Origin of the sequence: Mesonia oceanica (assembly GCF_902499555.1) — a bacterium.
GTDB classification, from domain to species: Bacteria; Bacteroidota; Bacteroidia; order Flavobacteriales; family Flavobacteriaceae; genus Mesonia; species Mesonia oceanica.
In genome coordinates, this window is the sequence record NZ_CABVMM010000001.1 from 94612 (window position 1) to 109429 (window position 14818).

At 34.5% G+C, this 14818-nt stretch carries 18 protein-coding genes and 1 tRNA gene; 13 read left to right on the plus strand and 6 right to left on the minus strand.

Annotated features, from left to right (window positions below; all coding sequences use genetic code 11):
- Nucleotides 1-123: 123 nt before the first annotated feature.
- On the plus strand, nucleotides 124-1116 hold the full coding sequence (gene dusB / locus FVB9532_RS00440) for a tRNA dihydrouridine synthase DusB (protein ID WP_150543244.1): 993 nt from the start codon (nucleotides 124-126) through the stop codon (nucleotides 1114-1116).
- On the opposite strand, the gene FVB9532_RS00445 is transcribed toward dusB, so the two are convergent.
- Both FVB9532_RS00445 and rbfA read right to left on the minus strand, forming a co-directional pair.
- A complete protein-coding gene (locus FVB9532_RS00445) occupies nucleotides 1113-2315 on the minus strand; it encodes an ABC transporter permease (RefSeq protein WP_150543245.1) in 1203 nt (400 codons plus the stop codon). The two genes, dusB and FVB9532_RS00445, sit on opposite strands and share 4 nt — an antisense overlap.
- 1 nt (nucleotide 2316) lies before the next feature.
- Nucleotides 2317-2712 (minus strand): 30S ribosome-binding factor RbfA, encoded by a 396-nt coding sequence (rbfA, locus tag FVB9532_RS00450; RefSeq protein WP_150543246.1) that lies wholly within the window; start codon nucleotides 2710-2712, stop codon nucleotides 2317-2319.
- Nucleotides 2713-2772: 60 nt separating this feature from the next.
- Here rbfA and mce point away from each other — a divergent pair, with 60 nt between their 5' ends.
- The 3 genes from mce (at nucleotide 2773) to FVB9532_RS00465 (ending at nucleotide 3604) form a co-directional block, all read left to right on the plus strand.
- Entirely contained in the window at nucleotides 2773-3177 is a 405-nt protein-coding gene (gene mce, locus FVB9532_RS00455; RefSeq protein WP_150543247.1) for a methylmalonyl-CoA epimerase, read from the plus strand.
- Between the two features lie 53 nt (nucleotides 3178-3230).
- Nucleotides 3231-3304 (plus strand) — tRNA-Ile (locus FVB9532_RS00460).
- 120 nt (nucleotides 3305-3424) lie between these two features.
- Nucleotides 3425-3604, plus strand: a complete 180-nt coding sequence (locus FVB9532_RS00465) for a hypothetical protein (protein WP_150543248.1) — start codon at nucleotides 3425-3427, stop codon at nucleotides 3602-3604.
- 2 nt (nucleotides 3605-3606) lie between these two features.
- Here FVB9532_RS00465 and FVB9532_RS00470 read toward each other — a convergent pair whose 3' ends face one another.
- Nucleotides 3607-4194: a riboflavin synthase gene (locus tag FVB9532_RS00470; RefSeq protein WP_150543249.1), complete on the minus strand. Its 588-nt coding sequence runs from the start codon at nucleotides 4192-4194 to the stop codon at nucleotides 3607-3609.
- A gap of 53 nt (nucleotides 4195-4247) precedes the next feature.
- Here FVB9532_RS00470 and pdxA point away from each other — a divergent pair, with 53 nt between their 5' ends.
- The 9 genes from pdxA to FVB9532_RS00515 all read left to right on the plus strand — a co-directional run bounded on the left by pdxA (nucleotide 4248) and on the right by FVB9532_RS00515 (nucleotide 12113).
- Entirely contained in the window at nucleotides 4248-5297 is a 1050-nt protein-coding gene (gene pdxA / locus FVB9532_RS00475) for a 4-hydroxythreonine-4-phosphate dehydrogenase PdxA (RefSeq protein WP_150543250.1), read from the plus strand.
- Nucleotides 5298-5368: 71 nt separating this feature from the next.
- On the plus strand, nucleotides 5369-5911 hold the full coding sequence (locus FVB9532_RS00480; RefSeq protein ID WP_150543251.1) for a YceD family protein: 543 nt from the start codon (nucleotides 5369-5371) through the stop codon (nucleotides 5909-5911).
- Nucleotides 5912-5922: 11 nt separating this feature from the next.
- Nucleotides 5923-6120, plus strand: coding sequence for a 50S ribosomal protein L32 (gene rpmF / locus FVB9532_RS00485; protein ID WP_027885726.1), 198 nt, complete (start codon nucleotides 5923-5925; stop codon nucleotides 6118-6120).
- 211 nt (nucleotides 6121-6331) lie between these two features.
- Nucleotides 6332-7336 (plus strand): beta-ketoacyl-ACP synthase III, encoded by a 1005-nt coding sequence (locus tag FVB9532_RS00490; protein WP_150543252.1) that lies wholly within the window; start codon nucleotides 6332-6334, stop codon nucleotides 7334-7336.
- A gap of 19 nt (nucleotides 7337-7355) precedes the next feature.
- Nucleotides 7356-7865, plus strand: a complete 510-nt coding sequence (accB, locus tag FVB9532_RS00495) for an acetyl-CoA carboxylase biotin carboxyl carrier protein (protein ID WP_150543253.1) — start codon at nucleotides 7356-7358, stop codon at nucleotides 7863-7865.
- An 87-nt stretch (nucleotides 7866-7952) separates the two neighbouring features.
- Complete coding sequence (accC, locus tag FVB9532_RS00500) at nucleotides 7953-9311, plus strand: acetyl-CoA carboxylase biotin carboxylase subunit (RefSeq protein WP_150543254.1); 1359 nt, start codon at nucleotides 7953-7955, stop codon at nucleotides 9309-9311.
- 115 nt (nucleotides 9312-9426) lie between these two features.
- The gene (locus FVB9532_RS00505) at nucleotides 9427-10401 is read left to right on the plus strand and encodes a hypothetical protein (RefSeq protein WP_150543255.1); all 975 of its coding nucleotides are present in this window, start codon (nucleotides 9427-9429) and stop codon (nucleotides 10399-10401) included.
- A gap of 570 nt (nucleotides 10402-10971) precedes the next feature.
- A complete protein-coding gene (gene mtgA / locus FVB9532_RS00510; protein WP_150543256.1) occupies nucleotides 10972-11667 on the plus strand; it encodes a monofunctional biosynthetic peptidoglycan transglycosylase in 696 nt (231 codons plus the stop codon).
- On the plus strand, nucleotides 11664-12113 hold the full coding sequence (locus FVB9532_RS00515; RefSeq protein WP_228482225.1) for a GreA/GreB family elongation factor: 450 nt from the start codon (nucleotides 11664-11666) through the stop codon (nucleotides 12111-12113). Before mtgA ends, FVB9532_RS00515 begins: the two co-directional genes overlap by 4 nt.
- Here the strand turns inward: FVB9532_RS00515 and FVB9532_RS00520 are convergent.
- The 3 genes from FVB9532_RS00520 to FVB9532_RS00530 form a co-directional block, all read right to left on the minus strand.
- Nucleotides 12106-12444: a DUF6686 family protein gene (locus tag FVB9532_RS00520; RefSeq protein ID WP_150543257.1), complete on the minus strand. Its 339-nt coding sequence runs from the start codon at nucleotides 12442-12444 to the stop codon at nucleotides 12106-12108. The genes FVB9532_RS00515 and FVB9532_RS00520 overlap by 8 nt on opposite strands.
- A gap of 62 nt (nucleotides 12445-12506) precedes the next feature.
- Nucleotides 12507-14198, minus strand: coding sequence for a single-stranded-DNA-specific exonuclease RecJ (recJ, locus tag FVB9532_RS00525; RefSeq protein ID WP_150543258.1), 1692 nt, complete (start codon nucleotides 14196-14198; stop codon nucleotides 12507-12509).
- Nucleotides 14199-14241: 43 nt separating this feature from the next.
- Nucleotides 14242-14814: a uracil-DNA glycosylase family protein gene (locus FVB9532_RS00530; protein WP_150543259.1), complete on the minus strand. Its 573-nt coding sequence runs from the start codon at nucleotides 14812-14814 to the stop codon at nucleotides 14242-14244.
- Nucleotides 14815-14818 lie beyond the last annotated feature (4 nt).

Below are 14818 nucleotides of genomic sequence, written 5' to 3' on the forward strand. Positions count from 1 at the left end.
AAAAAATAGCAGTTCAATCTTATTTATTATTTTTGCGTGAAAATTCAACTTCGCTAGTATTTGTATTTAACGAATAATGGAATAAAAGTTGAAAATCATAAAACAACTAAATAAAATTCAGTTTTGGCAAAGATAGGCGACATAGATGTAGGAGAATTTCCGTTGTTATTAGCACCCATGGAAGATGTGAGCGACCCTCCATTTAGGGCTTTGTGTAAAGAACAAGGTGCAGATGTGGTATATACTGAATTTATTTCTTCAGAAGGCTTGATTCGTGACGCGGCAAAAAGCGTGATGAAACTGGATATTTATGAAAAAGAACGTCCCGTTGGTATTCAAATTTTTGGGTCTAACTTAGACTCCATGCTCGAATCAGTAGAGATTGTAGAAAAATCAGGGCCTGATATTATCGACATCAATTTTGGATGCCCGGTAAAAAAAGTAGTTTCTAAAGGAGCTGGTGCCGGTATTTTAAAAGATATAGACTTAATGGTTTCGCTTACCGAAGCGATGGTGAAGCATACTCAATTGCCTATTACCGTAAAAACCCGTTTGGGTTGGGATCACGATTCCATTAAAATTGTAGAAGTTGCCGAGCGCTTACAGGATGTTGGCTGTAAAGCTATTTCTATTCACGGAAGAACGCGAGCACAGATGTATAAAGGAGATGCCGATTGGAAACCGATTGCTGAAGTAAAAAACAATCCTCGAATGCATATTCCTGTTTTTGGAAATGGTGACGTAAATACTCCTGAACGTGCCGTTGAAATGCGAGATCAATATGGATTGGATGGAGCGATGATTGGTCGTGCCTGTATTGGTTATCCTTGGTTTTACAGAGAAGTAAAGCATTACATAAAAACCGGCGAACATTTACCGCCACCTACGATGAAAGAGCGTATTGAAGCTGCCAGAAGGCATTTACAAATGGCCATTGATTGGAAAGGTGAAAAATTAGGTGTTTTTGAAACCCGTCGTCATTATACCAACTACTTTAGAGGCATACCGCATTTTAAAGACTACCGAATGAAAATGGTCACCAGTGATGCCGCTGAAGATGTATTTGCTGCTTTTGATGAGGTAGAACGCGATTTTGGTGATTATCAGTTTGCTTAAGCTTCAAGTAGCTTTTTAATTCTTGTCGAGCCAATGTAAGAAGCGGTGATGCCTAAAATCGTAATCGTTAAGAATACAATAAGTATATTTTTCAATTCAAATAAAACAGGGTAAGGTAAGCTTGGGGTGATCATCACTAAATTAAATTGCTGTTGAAGATAAATAATCATAAATCCAACCAATAGGCCAAAAACCCCGCCTATTACAGTGAGCAAAGCTCCTTGCAAAAAGAAAACCCTACGTATTTGATGAATATTTGCACCTAAACTATAAAAGGTTTTAATGTTGGTTTGTTTATCGAGTATGGCCATGACAATCGCTCCACCTACATTAAAAAGAGCGATAATGATAATTAAAGTGAAAATAAGGTAAACTGCCAAGTTTTCCGTATTCAGCATTTTGTATAATTTATCGTTTAGTTGAATACGATCTTTAATGACCACGTCATCATTGAATAACTGTTGAATTTTATCGCGTACCTCTGCGTCATCTGCATTTTTAGTTAAATCAATTTCAATAGCAGAAATTTCATTTTCCTTTAGTTCAAGTAATTTTTTGGCCAACGAAAAAGGAGCATAAACGTATTTATTATCCAGTTCTTCATTAATACTATAAATACCAATAACCACGGAAGAAACCGAATTAAAAGCTTCAGCAGGATTGGAAACCTGTCCTTTTCCAGGCTTGGGAACGAAAATCTTTAAAATATCACCATATCCCGCTACTCCCAACGAAAGTTTACGGGAGATACTATTGCCAATAACTACTTGGTTTTCATTTTGATGAAGCCAAGTTCCTGCAATAATCGCACTATCTACCGCATTTACCTGTAAATAGTTTTCATCAACACCTTTTATGTAAGAAGAAGGAACATTTTTATCTCGAAAATTGAGCAACACCCGTTCTTCAATCACTTTAGAAGAAACTTTAATCCCTTCAATTTTATTTAATTTTTCTTGTTGCTCGTCTTGATAGAGGAAATATTTTCCGGTTTTAGGAAGAACTTTTAAATCGGGATCAAACTTATTGGAAAAAGATAAACTGAATTCTTTTAGTCCCGAAAAACCTGAAAGTACAATAAATAAAGCCATCGCCCCGGCAAAAACACCAATAGCAGCAATAAGCGTAATAATATTTATCGCATTATTCTTGCTTTTGGTAAATAAGTAGCGTTTGGCAATGTAGTAGGAAAAATTCAACTTAAGATTTTTTACGCTTGTCTAATAGGTCTGGATTTTCAATTGGATTTTCTTCCCCTTTTACGGCCTCTTCAATTTTTTCAATATATTCTAATGAATCGTCTAAATACAAGTTTAGATCAGGCATTTTTCGCAACTGGTTTTTGGTTCGTTGCGCTAGTTGATGCTTTAACTGGGGAGCAATACTTTTTAATTCTTCGAGTAAGCCTTTGGCATCTTTAGCAGGAAAGATGCTAATGTAGGCTTTTGCAATCGATAAATCTGTAGTCACTTTTACCTTAGAAACCGAAACAATAATCCCGGTTAGATTATTTCTTTTTAATTCTTGCTGAATAACATCGGCAAGATCACGTTGTAAAACGCCGCCAATTTTTTTCTGTCTATTTGTCTCTTCCATAGCACAAAAATAGATTATTTAAAAGGATTTATTATTTTGCTGCTATAAAATTTACTAAAAATGAAGAAAATAGAACATATAGGGATTGCGGTAAAAGATTTGGAACAAGCCAATCAATTGTATTCAACTTTATTAAACACACAACCTTATAAAGAAGAAAAGGTAGAAAGTGAAGGAGTAGTCACCTCTTTTTTTAAAACCGGTGAAAGTAAAATAGAATTATTAGCGGCTACTAATGAAAACAGTCCGATTGCCAAATACATAAATAAAAGGGGAGAAGGAATCCATCACATTGCTTTTTACGTAGATCATATAGAAGAGGAAATAGAACGACTTCAAAAAGAAGGTTTCGTGCTTTTAAATGAACAACCCAAGAAAGGAGCAGATCATAAAAAAGTGGCTTTTTTGCATCCAAAATCTGCAAATGGCGTATTGGTAGAGCTTTGCGAAGAAATTAAGAATTAGATAAAATAAATTTGTTTGGTTTAATTCTATTACATATTTTTGCGCTCTGTTCGGGACCCATAGCTCAGCTGGTTAGAGCACCTGACTCATAATCAGGGGGTCGATGGTTCGAGCCCATCTGGGTCCACATTTTTATGAGGAGTTCTTTTTTAAATTATTGATGAATTTTTGTTTAAAAACTTTGTTTGAGTTTTTTTAATAATAAATTAACCTGTACACAAAGAAAAACTTATAATTTAGCATTCCTATGAGAAATAAGAATTTACAACTATTTTTAACGGTACTACTTTTACTTTTAGTAGTACATCCTGCTCTAGCATTTCAACCTGCTCCAGGTTTACAAATGCCTATTGATGGCTTTATTTCTTTTTTTATAGCCATTGGCGCACTATTAGGCTTTAGATTTTTTAATAGAAAAGAAAAATAAGCTTACTTTACTTCAGTAAGTCTTTTTACATATTTTCCAATTACATCAAATTCTAAATTTACTTTATCATTAACCTGTAGGTTTCTAAAAGTAGTATGTTCTAAAGTATAAGGGATAATGGCTACGCTAAATTTATTTATTTGGCTGTTCACCACCGTTAGACTTACGCCATTTACCGTAATAGAACCTTTTTCAATAGTTACATTTTTGAGTTTAGACTCGTATTCAAACGTAAAAAGATGGCTTCCATTTTGTTCTTCAATCCCAATACAAATAGCAGTTTGATCTACGTGGCCTTGCACCAAATGTCCGTCCAATCTTTCCCCTAAAATCATTCCGCGTTCTAAATTAATTGGGTTGCCTACTTTTAATTCACCTAAATTGGTTTTCGCTAAGGTTTCTTTAATAGCAGTTACCGTAAATAAATTCTCCTTTAAATCTACCACTGTTAAACAAACCCCATTATGCGCAACACTTTGATCTATTTTTAATTCTGAAGAAAAATTTGCTTCTACCGTGATATGTAAATTTTCATCTTCTCTTTTTAAATCGATTACCTTTCCTACTTCTTCTATAATTCCCGTAAACATAGTTGCCAATAATTTAATTACCTTTGTATGGAGCAAAAATAGGCATTAATTATATGAAAAAAGCAGAAAAAGTAAGAGTAGGAATAAGCATTGGAGATTTAAATGGGATAGGAAGCGAAATCATTCTTAAAACGTTTGAAGATCCTAGAATGTTAGAATTCTGTACCCCTGTAGTTTTTGCCAACACCAAGATTTTATCGTTTTTTAAAAAGCACTACAAAATGTCCGGTATTAGCTTTCAAGGAGTAGATGATGCTTCTAAGGCAATCGAGGGTAAATTTAATGTAGTGAATATTTGGAAGGAAAACCCACGCATAAATTTTGGCAAAGAAGATAAAGATTTAGCAAAATATACCCTCAAATCTTTAGCGGCAGCTACCGAAGCTTTATTAGAAAATAAAATAGATACGTTGGTGACCGCACCAATTAATAAGAATGTAATACAATCTGATGAGTTTAAATTCCCAGGCCATACCGATTATTTAGCTCAGCAAATGAAAGGTGATAGTCTTATGCTTATGTTGTGCAAAAACTTAAGGATAGGCTTGCTTACCGATCATGTAGCGGTAAAAGATGTAGCTGAAAAAATTACTCCGGAATTAATTCAGAAAAAAGTATCTATCATTCACGATACGTTAAAGAAAGATTTTCGCATACAAAAACCAAAAATTGCTATTTTAGGAATTAATCCGCATAGTGGTGATAATGGGGTTATTGGTAAGGAAGATGAAGAAATTTTGAAACCTACCATTCAAAAAATAAATGATAAAGGAACATTAGTATATGGACCCTATTCGGCCGATAGTTTCTTCGGAACAAAAAACTATAAAAATTTCGATGCGATAATTGCTGCTTATCACGACCAAGGTTTAATTCCTTTTAAAACATTATCTTTTGGAAGAGGGGTAAACTTTACCGCAGGGCTTTCCGGGATCAGAACTTCACCCGATCATGGAACTGCTTATGAGATTGCCGGAAAAGGTGAAGCAGATTTTACTTCCTTTAAAGAAGCTGTATTTACCTCCATAGAAATTTATAAATGCAGAAAAGAGTATTTGAAACTTACCAAAAACCAGCTTCAGAAGCAGTCTAAAAAATTGTAAACATTTTTTGTTAATAAATATAGCTAATTAATTATATTTTATATATTTGCACGCTCGAAATGGATGATGGAATGAAGAAGTTAAAAGAGTATACAATCCAATTCGTTGGGTTAAAGACCGGGATACATCATTATGACTATCAGATTAATGATGAGTTCTTTGAATTTTTTGAGTACGACGATTTTAATCACGTAGATGTAAAGGCAAATCTAGAATTAGAGAAAAAGCCTAATATGTTAGATCTGCGTTTTGATATTAAGGGAAGCATCAATATCAATTGTGATGTTACCAACGAACCTTTTGATCAACCTATTGAAAATTCATTGGAGTTGGTGGTAAAGTTTGGTGAAGAATACAATGATGAATATGAAGATCTTTTAATATTACCTCACGGAGAATATGAATTGGAATTACAACAATACATTTACGAAGCTATTGTATTGGCAATTCCTTACAAAAGAGTTCATCCTGGAGTAGAAGACGGAAGTTTAAAATCTGAAATGCTCGATAAATTAGAAGAGCTTCAACCCAAACAAAAAGAAACAAAAGAAGAGGAAGAAGAAATAGATCCTCGTTGGAATAAACTAAAAAAATTACTGAACGATAATAAATAATTAGTAGAGCTATGGCACATCCTAAGAGAAAAATATCTAAAACAAGAAGAGATAAAAGAAGAACTCACTATAAAGCTACAGCACCTCAAATTGCTAAAGATCCAACTACAGGAGAAGCTCATTTATACCACAGAGCTCACTGGCACGAAGGAAAACTTTACTACAGAGGTCAAGTTTTAATAGATAATACAGAAGAAGTAGAAGCTTAATAAAGCATTTGCTAAACACATAAAAACCCCACACCGGTAATGCGGATGTGGGTTTTGTTTTTTACAATAATTTATGATAATTGTAAGCTTAAAATAACCTGATATTCAATACATTTTTATCAAACAAAAAAGCCAATTAAGATAAAAATTTATGATATTTCGAACGTAATTTGTAGGTTTACATTTATTTTGGTGATATAAACCCTATTATATGAACAAAATTAGCGCAGCAATAACTGCTGTAGGATCTTATGTGCCTGACCATATTCTAACCAACAAGATGTTAGAAAATATGGTTGAAACCAATGATGAGTGGATAACTACCAGAACAGGAATCAAAGAAAGGCGTATTTTAAACGATCCCGATAAAGGTTCTTCTTACTTAGGAATACAAGCAGCGAAAAACCTTATTGAAAAAAATAATATTGATCCCGCAGAAATCGATTTATTAATTTTTGCAACCGCAACTCCCGATATGCCGGTAGCCTCTACAGGAGCGTATACTGCTTCTGAAATTGGTGCCGTAAATGCTTTCTCTTACGATTTGCAAGCAGCATGTTCCAGTTTCTTATATGGAATGTCTACTGCAGCAAGTTATATTGAATCAGGACGCTATAAAAAAGTATTGGTCATTGGGGCAGATAAAATGTCCTCAATTATAGATTACACAGACAGGGCAACCTGCATTATCTTTGGAGATGGTGCAGGTGCCGTTCTTTTTGAGCCTAATGAAGAAGGCTTTGGTTTACAAGATGAGTTTTTAAGAAGTGATGGTGTAGGCAGAAATTTCTTAAAGATTGATGCCGGAGGTTCCTTATTACCTGCTTCAGAAGAGACCGTGGCAAATCGTCAGCATTACGTTCATCAAGATGGGAAAACGGTATTTAAATTTGCTGTTTCCAATATGGCTGAAGTTAGTGCTAAAATTATGGAAAGAAATAATTTAATGGAAACCGACGTAGATTGGTTAATAGCGCATCAAGCCAATAAACGCATCATCGATGCGACAGCAAAAAGAATGGGGTTACCAGACCATAAAGTACTTATGAATATTCATAGATACGGGAACACCACTTCAGCCACGCTACCTTTACTATTAAGCGATTACGAAGAGAAATTAAAAAAAGGAGATAATATAGTGTTCGCTTCTTTCGGAGGCGGGTTCACTTGGGGCTCTATCTATTTAAAATGGGCTTACGACACAAATAAGTCATAAAGATTTTAAAACTATCATTATGGAATTAAAAGAAATTCAAAATTTAATAAAGTTTGTAGCTAAATCTGGAGCTAGTGAAGTAAAACTAGAAATGGAAGATGTAAAAATCACCATTAAAACTTCCTCTTCAGAAGAAAAAGAAACTACAACAGTAGTTCAACATGTGCCTATGGGTAATATGCAACAGCAAATGCCTATGCAACAAATGCCTCCACAACAGGCAGCACCACAAGAGCAACAAGCTTCAGGAGGATCGGAAACTACTTCAAAAGAAGAAGACGATTCTAAATATATTACTGTAAAATCACCAATCATTGGTACTTTTTACCGTAAACCATCTCCAGATAAACCTGTATTTATTGAGGTAGGAGATGCTGTAAAAGAAGGAGACGTGGTTTGTGTGATTGAAGCGATGAAGCTTTTCAACGAAATTGAAAGTGAAGTAAGCGGTAAAGTCGTTAAAGTATTGGTAGACGATGCTTCACCGGTAGAATTCGATCAGCCACTATTCTTAATAGATCCATCATAAGAAATTTTAAATCGTAAATTTTGAATGTTGCCCCGCTTCATTTGAAACAATTTAAAATTCAGATTTAAAAATTTAAAATTTCAAGAGATGTTTAAAAAAATATTAATTGCCAATAGGGGAGAGATTGCCTTACGCGTAATTAGAACATGTAAAGAAATGGGCATCAAAACCGTTGCTGTGTACTCTAAAGCAGATGCAGAGAGTTTACACGTACGTTTTGCAGACGAAGCGGTTTGTATTGGTCCTGCCCCAAGTAGTGAATCTTATTTAAAGATCCCGAACATCATATCGGCTGCAGAAATTACCAATGCAGACGCCATCCATCCCGGTTACGGATTTCTATCAGAAAATGCTAAATTTTCTAAAATCTGCGAAGAGCACGAAATAAAATTTATTGGTGCCAGTGCAGAAATGATTGAAAAAATGGGCGATAAAGCCACTGCAAAAGCAACGATGAAAGCTGCGGGTGTGCCTTGTGTTCCCGGTTCTGAAGGAATCATTGAAGATTACGATGAATGCTTGAAGCTAGCTAAAGATATGGGCTTTCCCGTCATGTTGAAAGCTACTGCCGGAGGTGGTGGTAAAGGAATGCGTGCCGTTTGGAAAGAAGAAGACCTTGAAGCTGCTTGGAGTTCTGCTCGACATGAAGCTGGAGCTGCTTTTGGTAACGATGGCATGTATATGGAAAAACTTATTGAAGAGCCTCGTCATATCGAAATTCAAATTGTAGGAGATAGCCGAGGAAAAGCGTGCCATTTATCTGAGAGAGATTGTTCCGTACAGCGTCGTCATCAAAAACTAACAGAAGAAACCCCTTCTCCTTTTATGACTGACGATCTTCGTAAGAAAATGGGAGAAGCAGCCGTAAAAGCTGCGGAATACATAAAATATGAAGGAGCTGGAACCGTTGAATTTCTAGTAGATAAACATCGTAATTTCTACTTTATGGAGATGAATACCCGTATCCAAGTAGAACATCCCATAACGGAACAGGTAATCGATTATGATTTAATTAGAGAACAAATTTTAGTGGCTGCAGGAGTTCCTATTTCAGGAAAAAATTACTTTCCTAAATTACACTCTATCGAATGCCGTATCAACGCAGAAGATCCATACAATGCGTTTAGACCATCACCGGGAGTAATTACCAATTTACACGCACCGGGAGGTCATGGAGTTAGAATAGATACCCACGTTTACAGTGGTTATGCAATTCCGCCTAACTACGATTCGATGATTGCTAAACTGATCACCACGGCACAAACCCGTGAAGAAGCCATCAACAAAATGAAACGTGCCTTGGATGAATTTGTTATTGAAGGAGTAAAAACGACCATTCCGTTTCACCGTCAATTAATGGAAGACCAACGCTATACTTCCGGTAACTATACTACTAAATTGATGGAAGACTTTGTGATGGATGAAAAATATAAAGACGAAGAATAAACTTTATTTTTAAATAAAAATAAACCCTCGATTTTTATCGGGGGTTTTTTGTTAAATATTATATCATAACAGTTGTATTTTTAAAAGAAATAATTTTTTGAAGAAATATTTTTAGATGAGTGAAAATTTCTTAGAAGTCAGGTTTAATTTTTTTGATTTTTGGTTTAAACCTTATAAAGGTTCTAAATCTTTAAATTCATCAGAAAAAATTTTAAAAGCATGTATAGAAGAGATTAACCATCAAAAATTACATGAAGGAAAGGCTATTGTAATTGATAAATATGAAGGTAGAAAAGGAAAGGAAAGAAGAAATCTTTTTATCAGTAGTGCAGCATATAGTCACACAGAGAAAAGATATAAGTGTAGAATAAATCTAATAAGAGATAGTAAATTACCTCACGTATTAAATAAAAGTAATTTTAGCTTAACACCATTACAAAATTTAGGTCATAATGCTATTGCTGAAACAACAAATTTTTACATTGATATTTCTCAAAAGATGCCAATTGTATGTTGTGAATTTAATTACGATGGACCACGAATAACAGACATTGAGTATTATTTTCGGCAGATAGCTAGTAAAAACCTTAAAATAGCTACCGCTTGTCGTGCAAGAGTACATATGAAAATGCCTGTTAATGATGTATTGGAATCTATATCAGATGTTTTGAAGTTTGAGATTAAAGTAAAACCGAATAGGTTGGCATTTTTAAATCATCAAGTAAATGATGCATTTGTAGGTAATATGAGTGCTTTAGCAAATTCGGTTGATCCTCAATCAATAAAAGTAGATGCTTTTTTCAGAGAAAGAGGGAATAGTAGCACGAGTAAACGAAATCTGAAAGCCTTATCTTTTATAAAAAGAGCATTGAAAGCTATTAAAGCTGATAATAATATAATAGAGGACTTTGATGATTTTACTTTAGAATTTGAAAAAACTGATGGAACTGAAGATACATTCAATTTAATAAAGGGAAAAGAGGAGATAGTAATAGAATGCCCAACAAAAAAATCAGGAGCATTAGATACAAAAAAATTATATGAATTGATATCTCTAAAATTTGATGAATACCTCGAGCTTAACAAGTGATGATTGAATCATATTTCAAAAGACCAATCCTATACGATTATATAGTTGCATTTATAATAATAGCAATAATATTGACTATTGACTATACTAATGTAATTATTAATAATTCTATTATTATTAAGTCCTATGACTTTTCTTCAGATATTGGTGCTATTGGTTTGACTATATCAGGTTTTATTTTAACACTAGTTACAATTCTAATTACATTGAAATCTGGTCAAATTATTTCTGACGAAGAGTTGAAAAATGATAGTTCGCTATTTAAAATATTTTTAGCTTCAAATCTTTATTTTAAAAGTCTTAGAATTTTGAAGAATGGTGTGCTATCTCTAATAGCAATTTGTTTTTTAATATATGTATTGAAGCTTATTCTTACTCGGTCATACTATATAATTTTATTTTATACCAATTTAGTTGCGTTATTGATAATAATCACAACTTTTCTTAGGTGCTTTTATGTATTAAATTTAATAATGAAAATGCAGAAAAAATAAATTACTAATTTTATTTGGTTACTATACAAATTTGCGTTTCATTTTATCTGAAATTATAGAAGCATAAGTATTTTAAATGAAAAAACTTTTCAGATTTATAGTTAAAACCATCGGCTGGTTATTTATTATTTCTATTCTGTTAGTGCTTATTTTTAAATGGGTTCCTGTTCCTGTTACTCCGTTAATGGTGATTCGTTATTTTGAAACTCCTTCAGAAAAAAGAGAATTCTGGAAACACGATTGGGAAGCTTTAGAGGATATTTCAACCAACCTTCAAAAAGCAGTGATTTGTAGTGAAGATCAAAACTTTGTAAAGCATCATGGTTTTGATATTGAAGCCATAAAAAAAGCGATGGAAAGCAATCAAAAAGGAAAACGCATTCGGGGAGCAAGTACCATAAGCCAACAAACCGCTAAAAACGTTTTTCTATGGCCTAATAGAAGCTGGCTAAGGAAAGGCCTAGAAACTTATTTTACCTTTCTTATAGAGCTTATTTGGAGCAAAGAACGAATTCTTGAAGTATATTTAAATAGTATAGAAATGGGCAATGGCGTATATGGTGCTCAAGCGGCTTCAGCCTATTGGTTTCAAAAACCGGCCAGTCAATTAACCGCTTATGAAGCAGCAGCGATTGCCGCTATTTTACCAAATCCACAACATTTTCGAGCAAATCCTGCGAGTAGTTATATACAAGGAAGAAAAGCCTGGATTGTAAAACAAATGGGTTATTACGGTAAATTAAACCTTGCTAAAGAAGAACAAAAGAAATGAGCATACGAGCAGCATTAACCCAACAGTGCAAAGATTACCTTCAGCATAGAATTCAACGTTTAAAAAAATCAATTCAAGAACTTGAAAGTGATTTAGAGGGAGAAACCAAAAGCAGTGCCGGTGATAAATATGAAACTTCCCGTGAAATGATGAATGCTGAAATCAATAAACTTCAACAACAACTACAGGAGTTTAGGAAGCTGGAAGAAGTGTTGGCAGTTGCAAGTCAGCGAAAAGTTTCAGAAAATATACAATTGGGAAGCATTGTAACAACCAATCTAGCTAATTATTTTTTAGCCATTCCTGTAGGAGAACTAAAATTCCAAACCGAAAGTTATTACGGAATAGGTATCAATTCACCTATAGGAAAATTAATGTTAGGAAAAACAAAAGGAGATACGGTATTTTTTCAGCAACAGGAAATAAAAATTGAGTCGGTTAATTAGATGAGAGTTCTATATAGCTTAACAACTCCAATTTAAATATAGTAGCCCCTAATAATTCATTAATTTGTTCCAATTCATCAGCACTAACCGCCAAGTCAATTTTTTCTGATGGAGTTGGCAATAACAAGTTTTTACAAGCTCTAGCATGTGTACAGTTTTCACAACATGTTTCAGTTTCTAAAGCAAGTACATTGCGCTGAAAAAGTTTTACTTCTTGTAGATTTAATAGAAAGCCGGTATCTCTAAATACTACTTGTACCCTATCTTTTTTCTCTTTCCAGTGAAAAGAAATTCCGTAGTCGTTTTTAAAAATAATTTCAATATCTTCCATAAGCAAACATTCTTATTCAAAGATATTAATTATTTAGAATAATTCTAAACTAAAATCAAAAATTATCTAATATCCCTGAGCTTCAGCTGAAGCGATACATTCCCGTTCCATTCATTTTCATCTATAGAATAAACTGCATCAAAAGGTTTTTTATGCTGAATGAGGGAGAATTTTTCTCCTAAATTAAATCCAATGGCTCCTATAAATTTAGGTTCCGGCAATTGTTGAACGCTGCATTTTAGATGATCTCCGGTTTGTCCGACAGGTTTTCCGTAACCGGTATCAGTTAAGTTTTTGGTTAAGAAGACAGGACTCATATTTCCTGGGCCAAAGGGAGCGAATTGTTTGAGGATTCGGTAAAACTTGGGCGTAATTTCATTTAAATTTAATTCTAAATCAGCATTGATTTCCGGGGTTAACAAATGTTTATCTATGCTTTGACTCACGACTTCTTCAAACTTATTTTTGAACGCTTCGTAACAGCTTTCATTTAAAGTTAATCCCGCTGCATATTTATGTCCACCAAACTGTTCAATATGCTCCGTACAAGCTTCTAATGCATTATAAACATCAAAACCTTTTACCGATCGTGCAGAAGCCGCCAATTTATCTCCGCTCTTGGTAAAAACCAAGGTAGGTCGGTAGTAAGTTTCGGTAAGACGGGAAGCTACAATCCCAATCACGCCTTTATGCCAATGTTCACCATAAACGACGGTGGTGAATCGTTCTTGTTCTTTTAATTCTTCAATTAATTGTAGCGCTTCTTCCGTAATGGTTTTATCGGCATCTTTACGTTCGGCGTTATAAGCTTCAATTTCTGCAGCATATTTTTCCGCTAACTTTTCATCTTCTTCCACTAACAATTGTACCGCGTGTAAGCCGTGTTTCATTCTTCCTGCAGCGTTGATTCGTGGAGCGATGATAAAAACCACATCGGTAATGGTAAGGGTTTCTTTTTTTAGATGATTTAAAATAGCTTTAAACCCGTTTCTTGGTAAGGTATTAATCACATGTAAGCCGTGATAAGCCAATACCCTGTTTTCTCCTGTAATAGGGACGATATCAGCACCTATGGCGGTGGCTACCAAATCTAAATAGGGTAATAAAGTTTCAATGGTATTTCCTTGTTTTTCTTCTAAAGCTTGAACGAGCTTAAAACCAACTCCGCAACCACATAATTCTTTATAAGGATATTTGCAATCTTCCCTTTTAGGATCTAATACTGCTACCGCTTTTGGAATTTCACTACCCGGACGGTGGTGATCACAAATAATAAAATCGACTCCTTTTTCTTTAGCATAAGCTACTTTATCGATAGCTTTAATCCCACAGTCTAAAGCGACTATTAAGCTAATATCGTTATCTGCGGCAAAATCGATACCTTGATAAGAAACGCCATAACCTTCGGCATAACGATCGGGAATGTAAGTGGCAATTTGCGAAGTTCTAGTTTTTAAGTAAGAACTCATCAGAGCAACACTGGTGGTACCATCAACATCATAATCGCCATAAACCATGATATTCTCACCTTCTGCTAAAGCTTGTTCAATTCTAATGACCGCCTTTTCCATATCTTTCATCAGAAACGGATCGTGTAAGTCGGTTAAACTTGGTCGAAAGAATTTTTTAGCAGCTTCAAAAGTTTCAATTCCTCGCTGAACCAATAAATGAGCAATCGCTTTTTCTACTCCTAAAGCTTTTTGAAGTTGTTGTACTTTTTCAGGATTAGGTAATGGTTTTAAGGTCCAGCGCATCGTTTTATTTTTGTGCAAATATAATTGGGATTGGTGAGGCGAATCAAGATTTTTCTAAAATCTCTTTTACCTTTTTCTGTAATTGTGGTACGACCTCATCTTCAAACCACGGATTCTTAATTCGCCAAAATCGATTCACGGGTGAAGGATGTGGTAACGGGAAATACTTAGGTAAAAATTCTTGATAGTTTTCTACCAAAGTCGTTAACTTTTCATTTTTAGAAAGGTAATATTTATTCGCATAAGCACCGATTAAAACAAATAATTCAGCTTTTTTAAAGTGATCGATAATGGTTTTATGCCATAAAGGAGCGCATTCTTTTCTGGGAGGCAAATCGCCGGTTTTGGCTTTTCCGGGATAACAAAAACCCATGGGTAACACCGCAAAGTTATCTTCGTTGTAAAACACAGAAGTAGTTACACCCAACCATTTTCGCAATTGTTTTCCGCTTTGATCTTGCCATGCAATTCCCGATTCGTGAACGACTCGCCCCGGCGCTTGACTTATTAAAATAATTTTTGAATGCTCATTTCCGCTTACAATAGGCCTAGCTCCCAAAGGTAAATGGGGTTCACAAAAACGACACTGTCTAACTTCTTGCAATAAATCTTTCAAGAAT

What these genes read in the sequence shown, in the direction of transcription:
- FVB9532_RS00520 (WP_150543257.1), bottom strand. Translation starts at nt 12,444, where the DNA reads ATGGAAGATATTGAAATTATTTTTAAAAACGACTACGGAATTTCTTTT.
- rbfA (WP_150543246.1), bottom strand. Translation starts at nt 2,712, where the DNA reads ATGGAAGAGACAAATAGACAGAAAAAAATTGGCGGCGTTTTACAACGT.
- mce (WP_150543247.1), top strand. Translation starts at nt 2,773, where the DNA reads ATGAAGAAAATAGAACATATAGGGATTGCGGTAAAAGATTTGGAACAA.
- FVB9532_RS00515 (WP_228482225.1), top strand. Translation starts at nt 11,664, where the DNA reads ATGAGCATACGAGCAGCATTAACCCAACAGTGCAAAGATTACCTTCAG.
- accC (WP_150543254.1), top strand. Translation starts at nt 7,953, where the DNA reads ATGTTTAAAAAAATATTAATTGCCAATAGGGGAGAGATTGCCTTACGC.
- mtgA (WP_150543256.1), top strand. Translation starts at nt 10,972, where the DNA reads ATGAAAAAACTTTTCAGATTTATAGTTAAAACCATCGGCTGGTTATTT.
- rpmF (WP_027885726.1), top strand. Translation starts at nt 5,923, where the DNA reads ATGGCACATCCTAAGAGAAAAATATCTAAAACAAGAAGAGATAAAAGA.
- FVB9532_RS00465 (WP_150543248.1), top strand. Translation starts at nt 3,425, where the DNA reads ATGAGAAATAAGAATTTACAACTATTTTTAACGGTACTACTTTTACTT.
- recJ (WP_150543258.1), bottom strand. Translation starts at nt 14,198, where the DNA reads ATGCGCTGGACCTTAAAACCATTACCTAATCCTGAAAAAGTACAACAA.
- FVB9532_RS00470 (WP_150543249.1), bottom strand. Translation starts at nt 4,194, where the DNA reads ATGTTTACGGGAATTATAGAAGAAGTAGGAAAGGTAATCGATTTAAAA.
- FVB9532_RS00480 (WP_150543251.1), top strand. Translation starts at nt 5,369, where the DNA reads ATGAAGAAGTTAAAAGAGTATACAATCCAATTCGTTGGGTTAAAGACC.
- FVB9532_RS00490 (WP_150543252.1), top strand. Translation starts at nt 6,332, where the DNA reads ATGAACAAAATTAGCGCAGCAATAACTGCTGTAGGATCTTATGTGCCT.
- accB (WP_150543253.1), top strand. Translation starts at nt 7,356, where the DNA reads ATGGAATTAAAAGAAATTCAAAATTTAATAAAGTTTGTAGCTAAATCT.
- pdxA (WP_150543250.1), top strand. Translation starts at nt 4,248, where the DNA reads ATGAAAAAAGCAGAAAAAGTAAGAGTAGGAATAAGCATTGGAGATTTA.
- FVB9532_RS00505 (WP_150543255.1), top strand. Translation starts at nt 9,427, where the DNA reads ATGAGTGAAAATTTCTTAGAAGTCAGGTTTAATTTTTTTGATTTTTGG.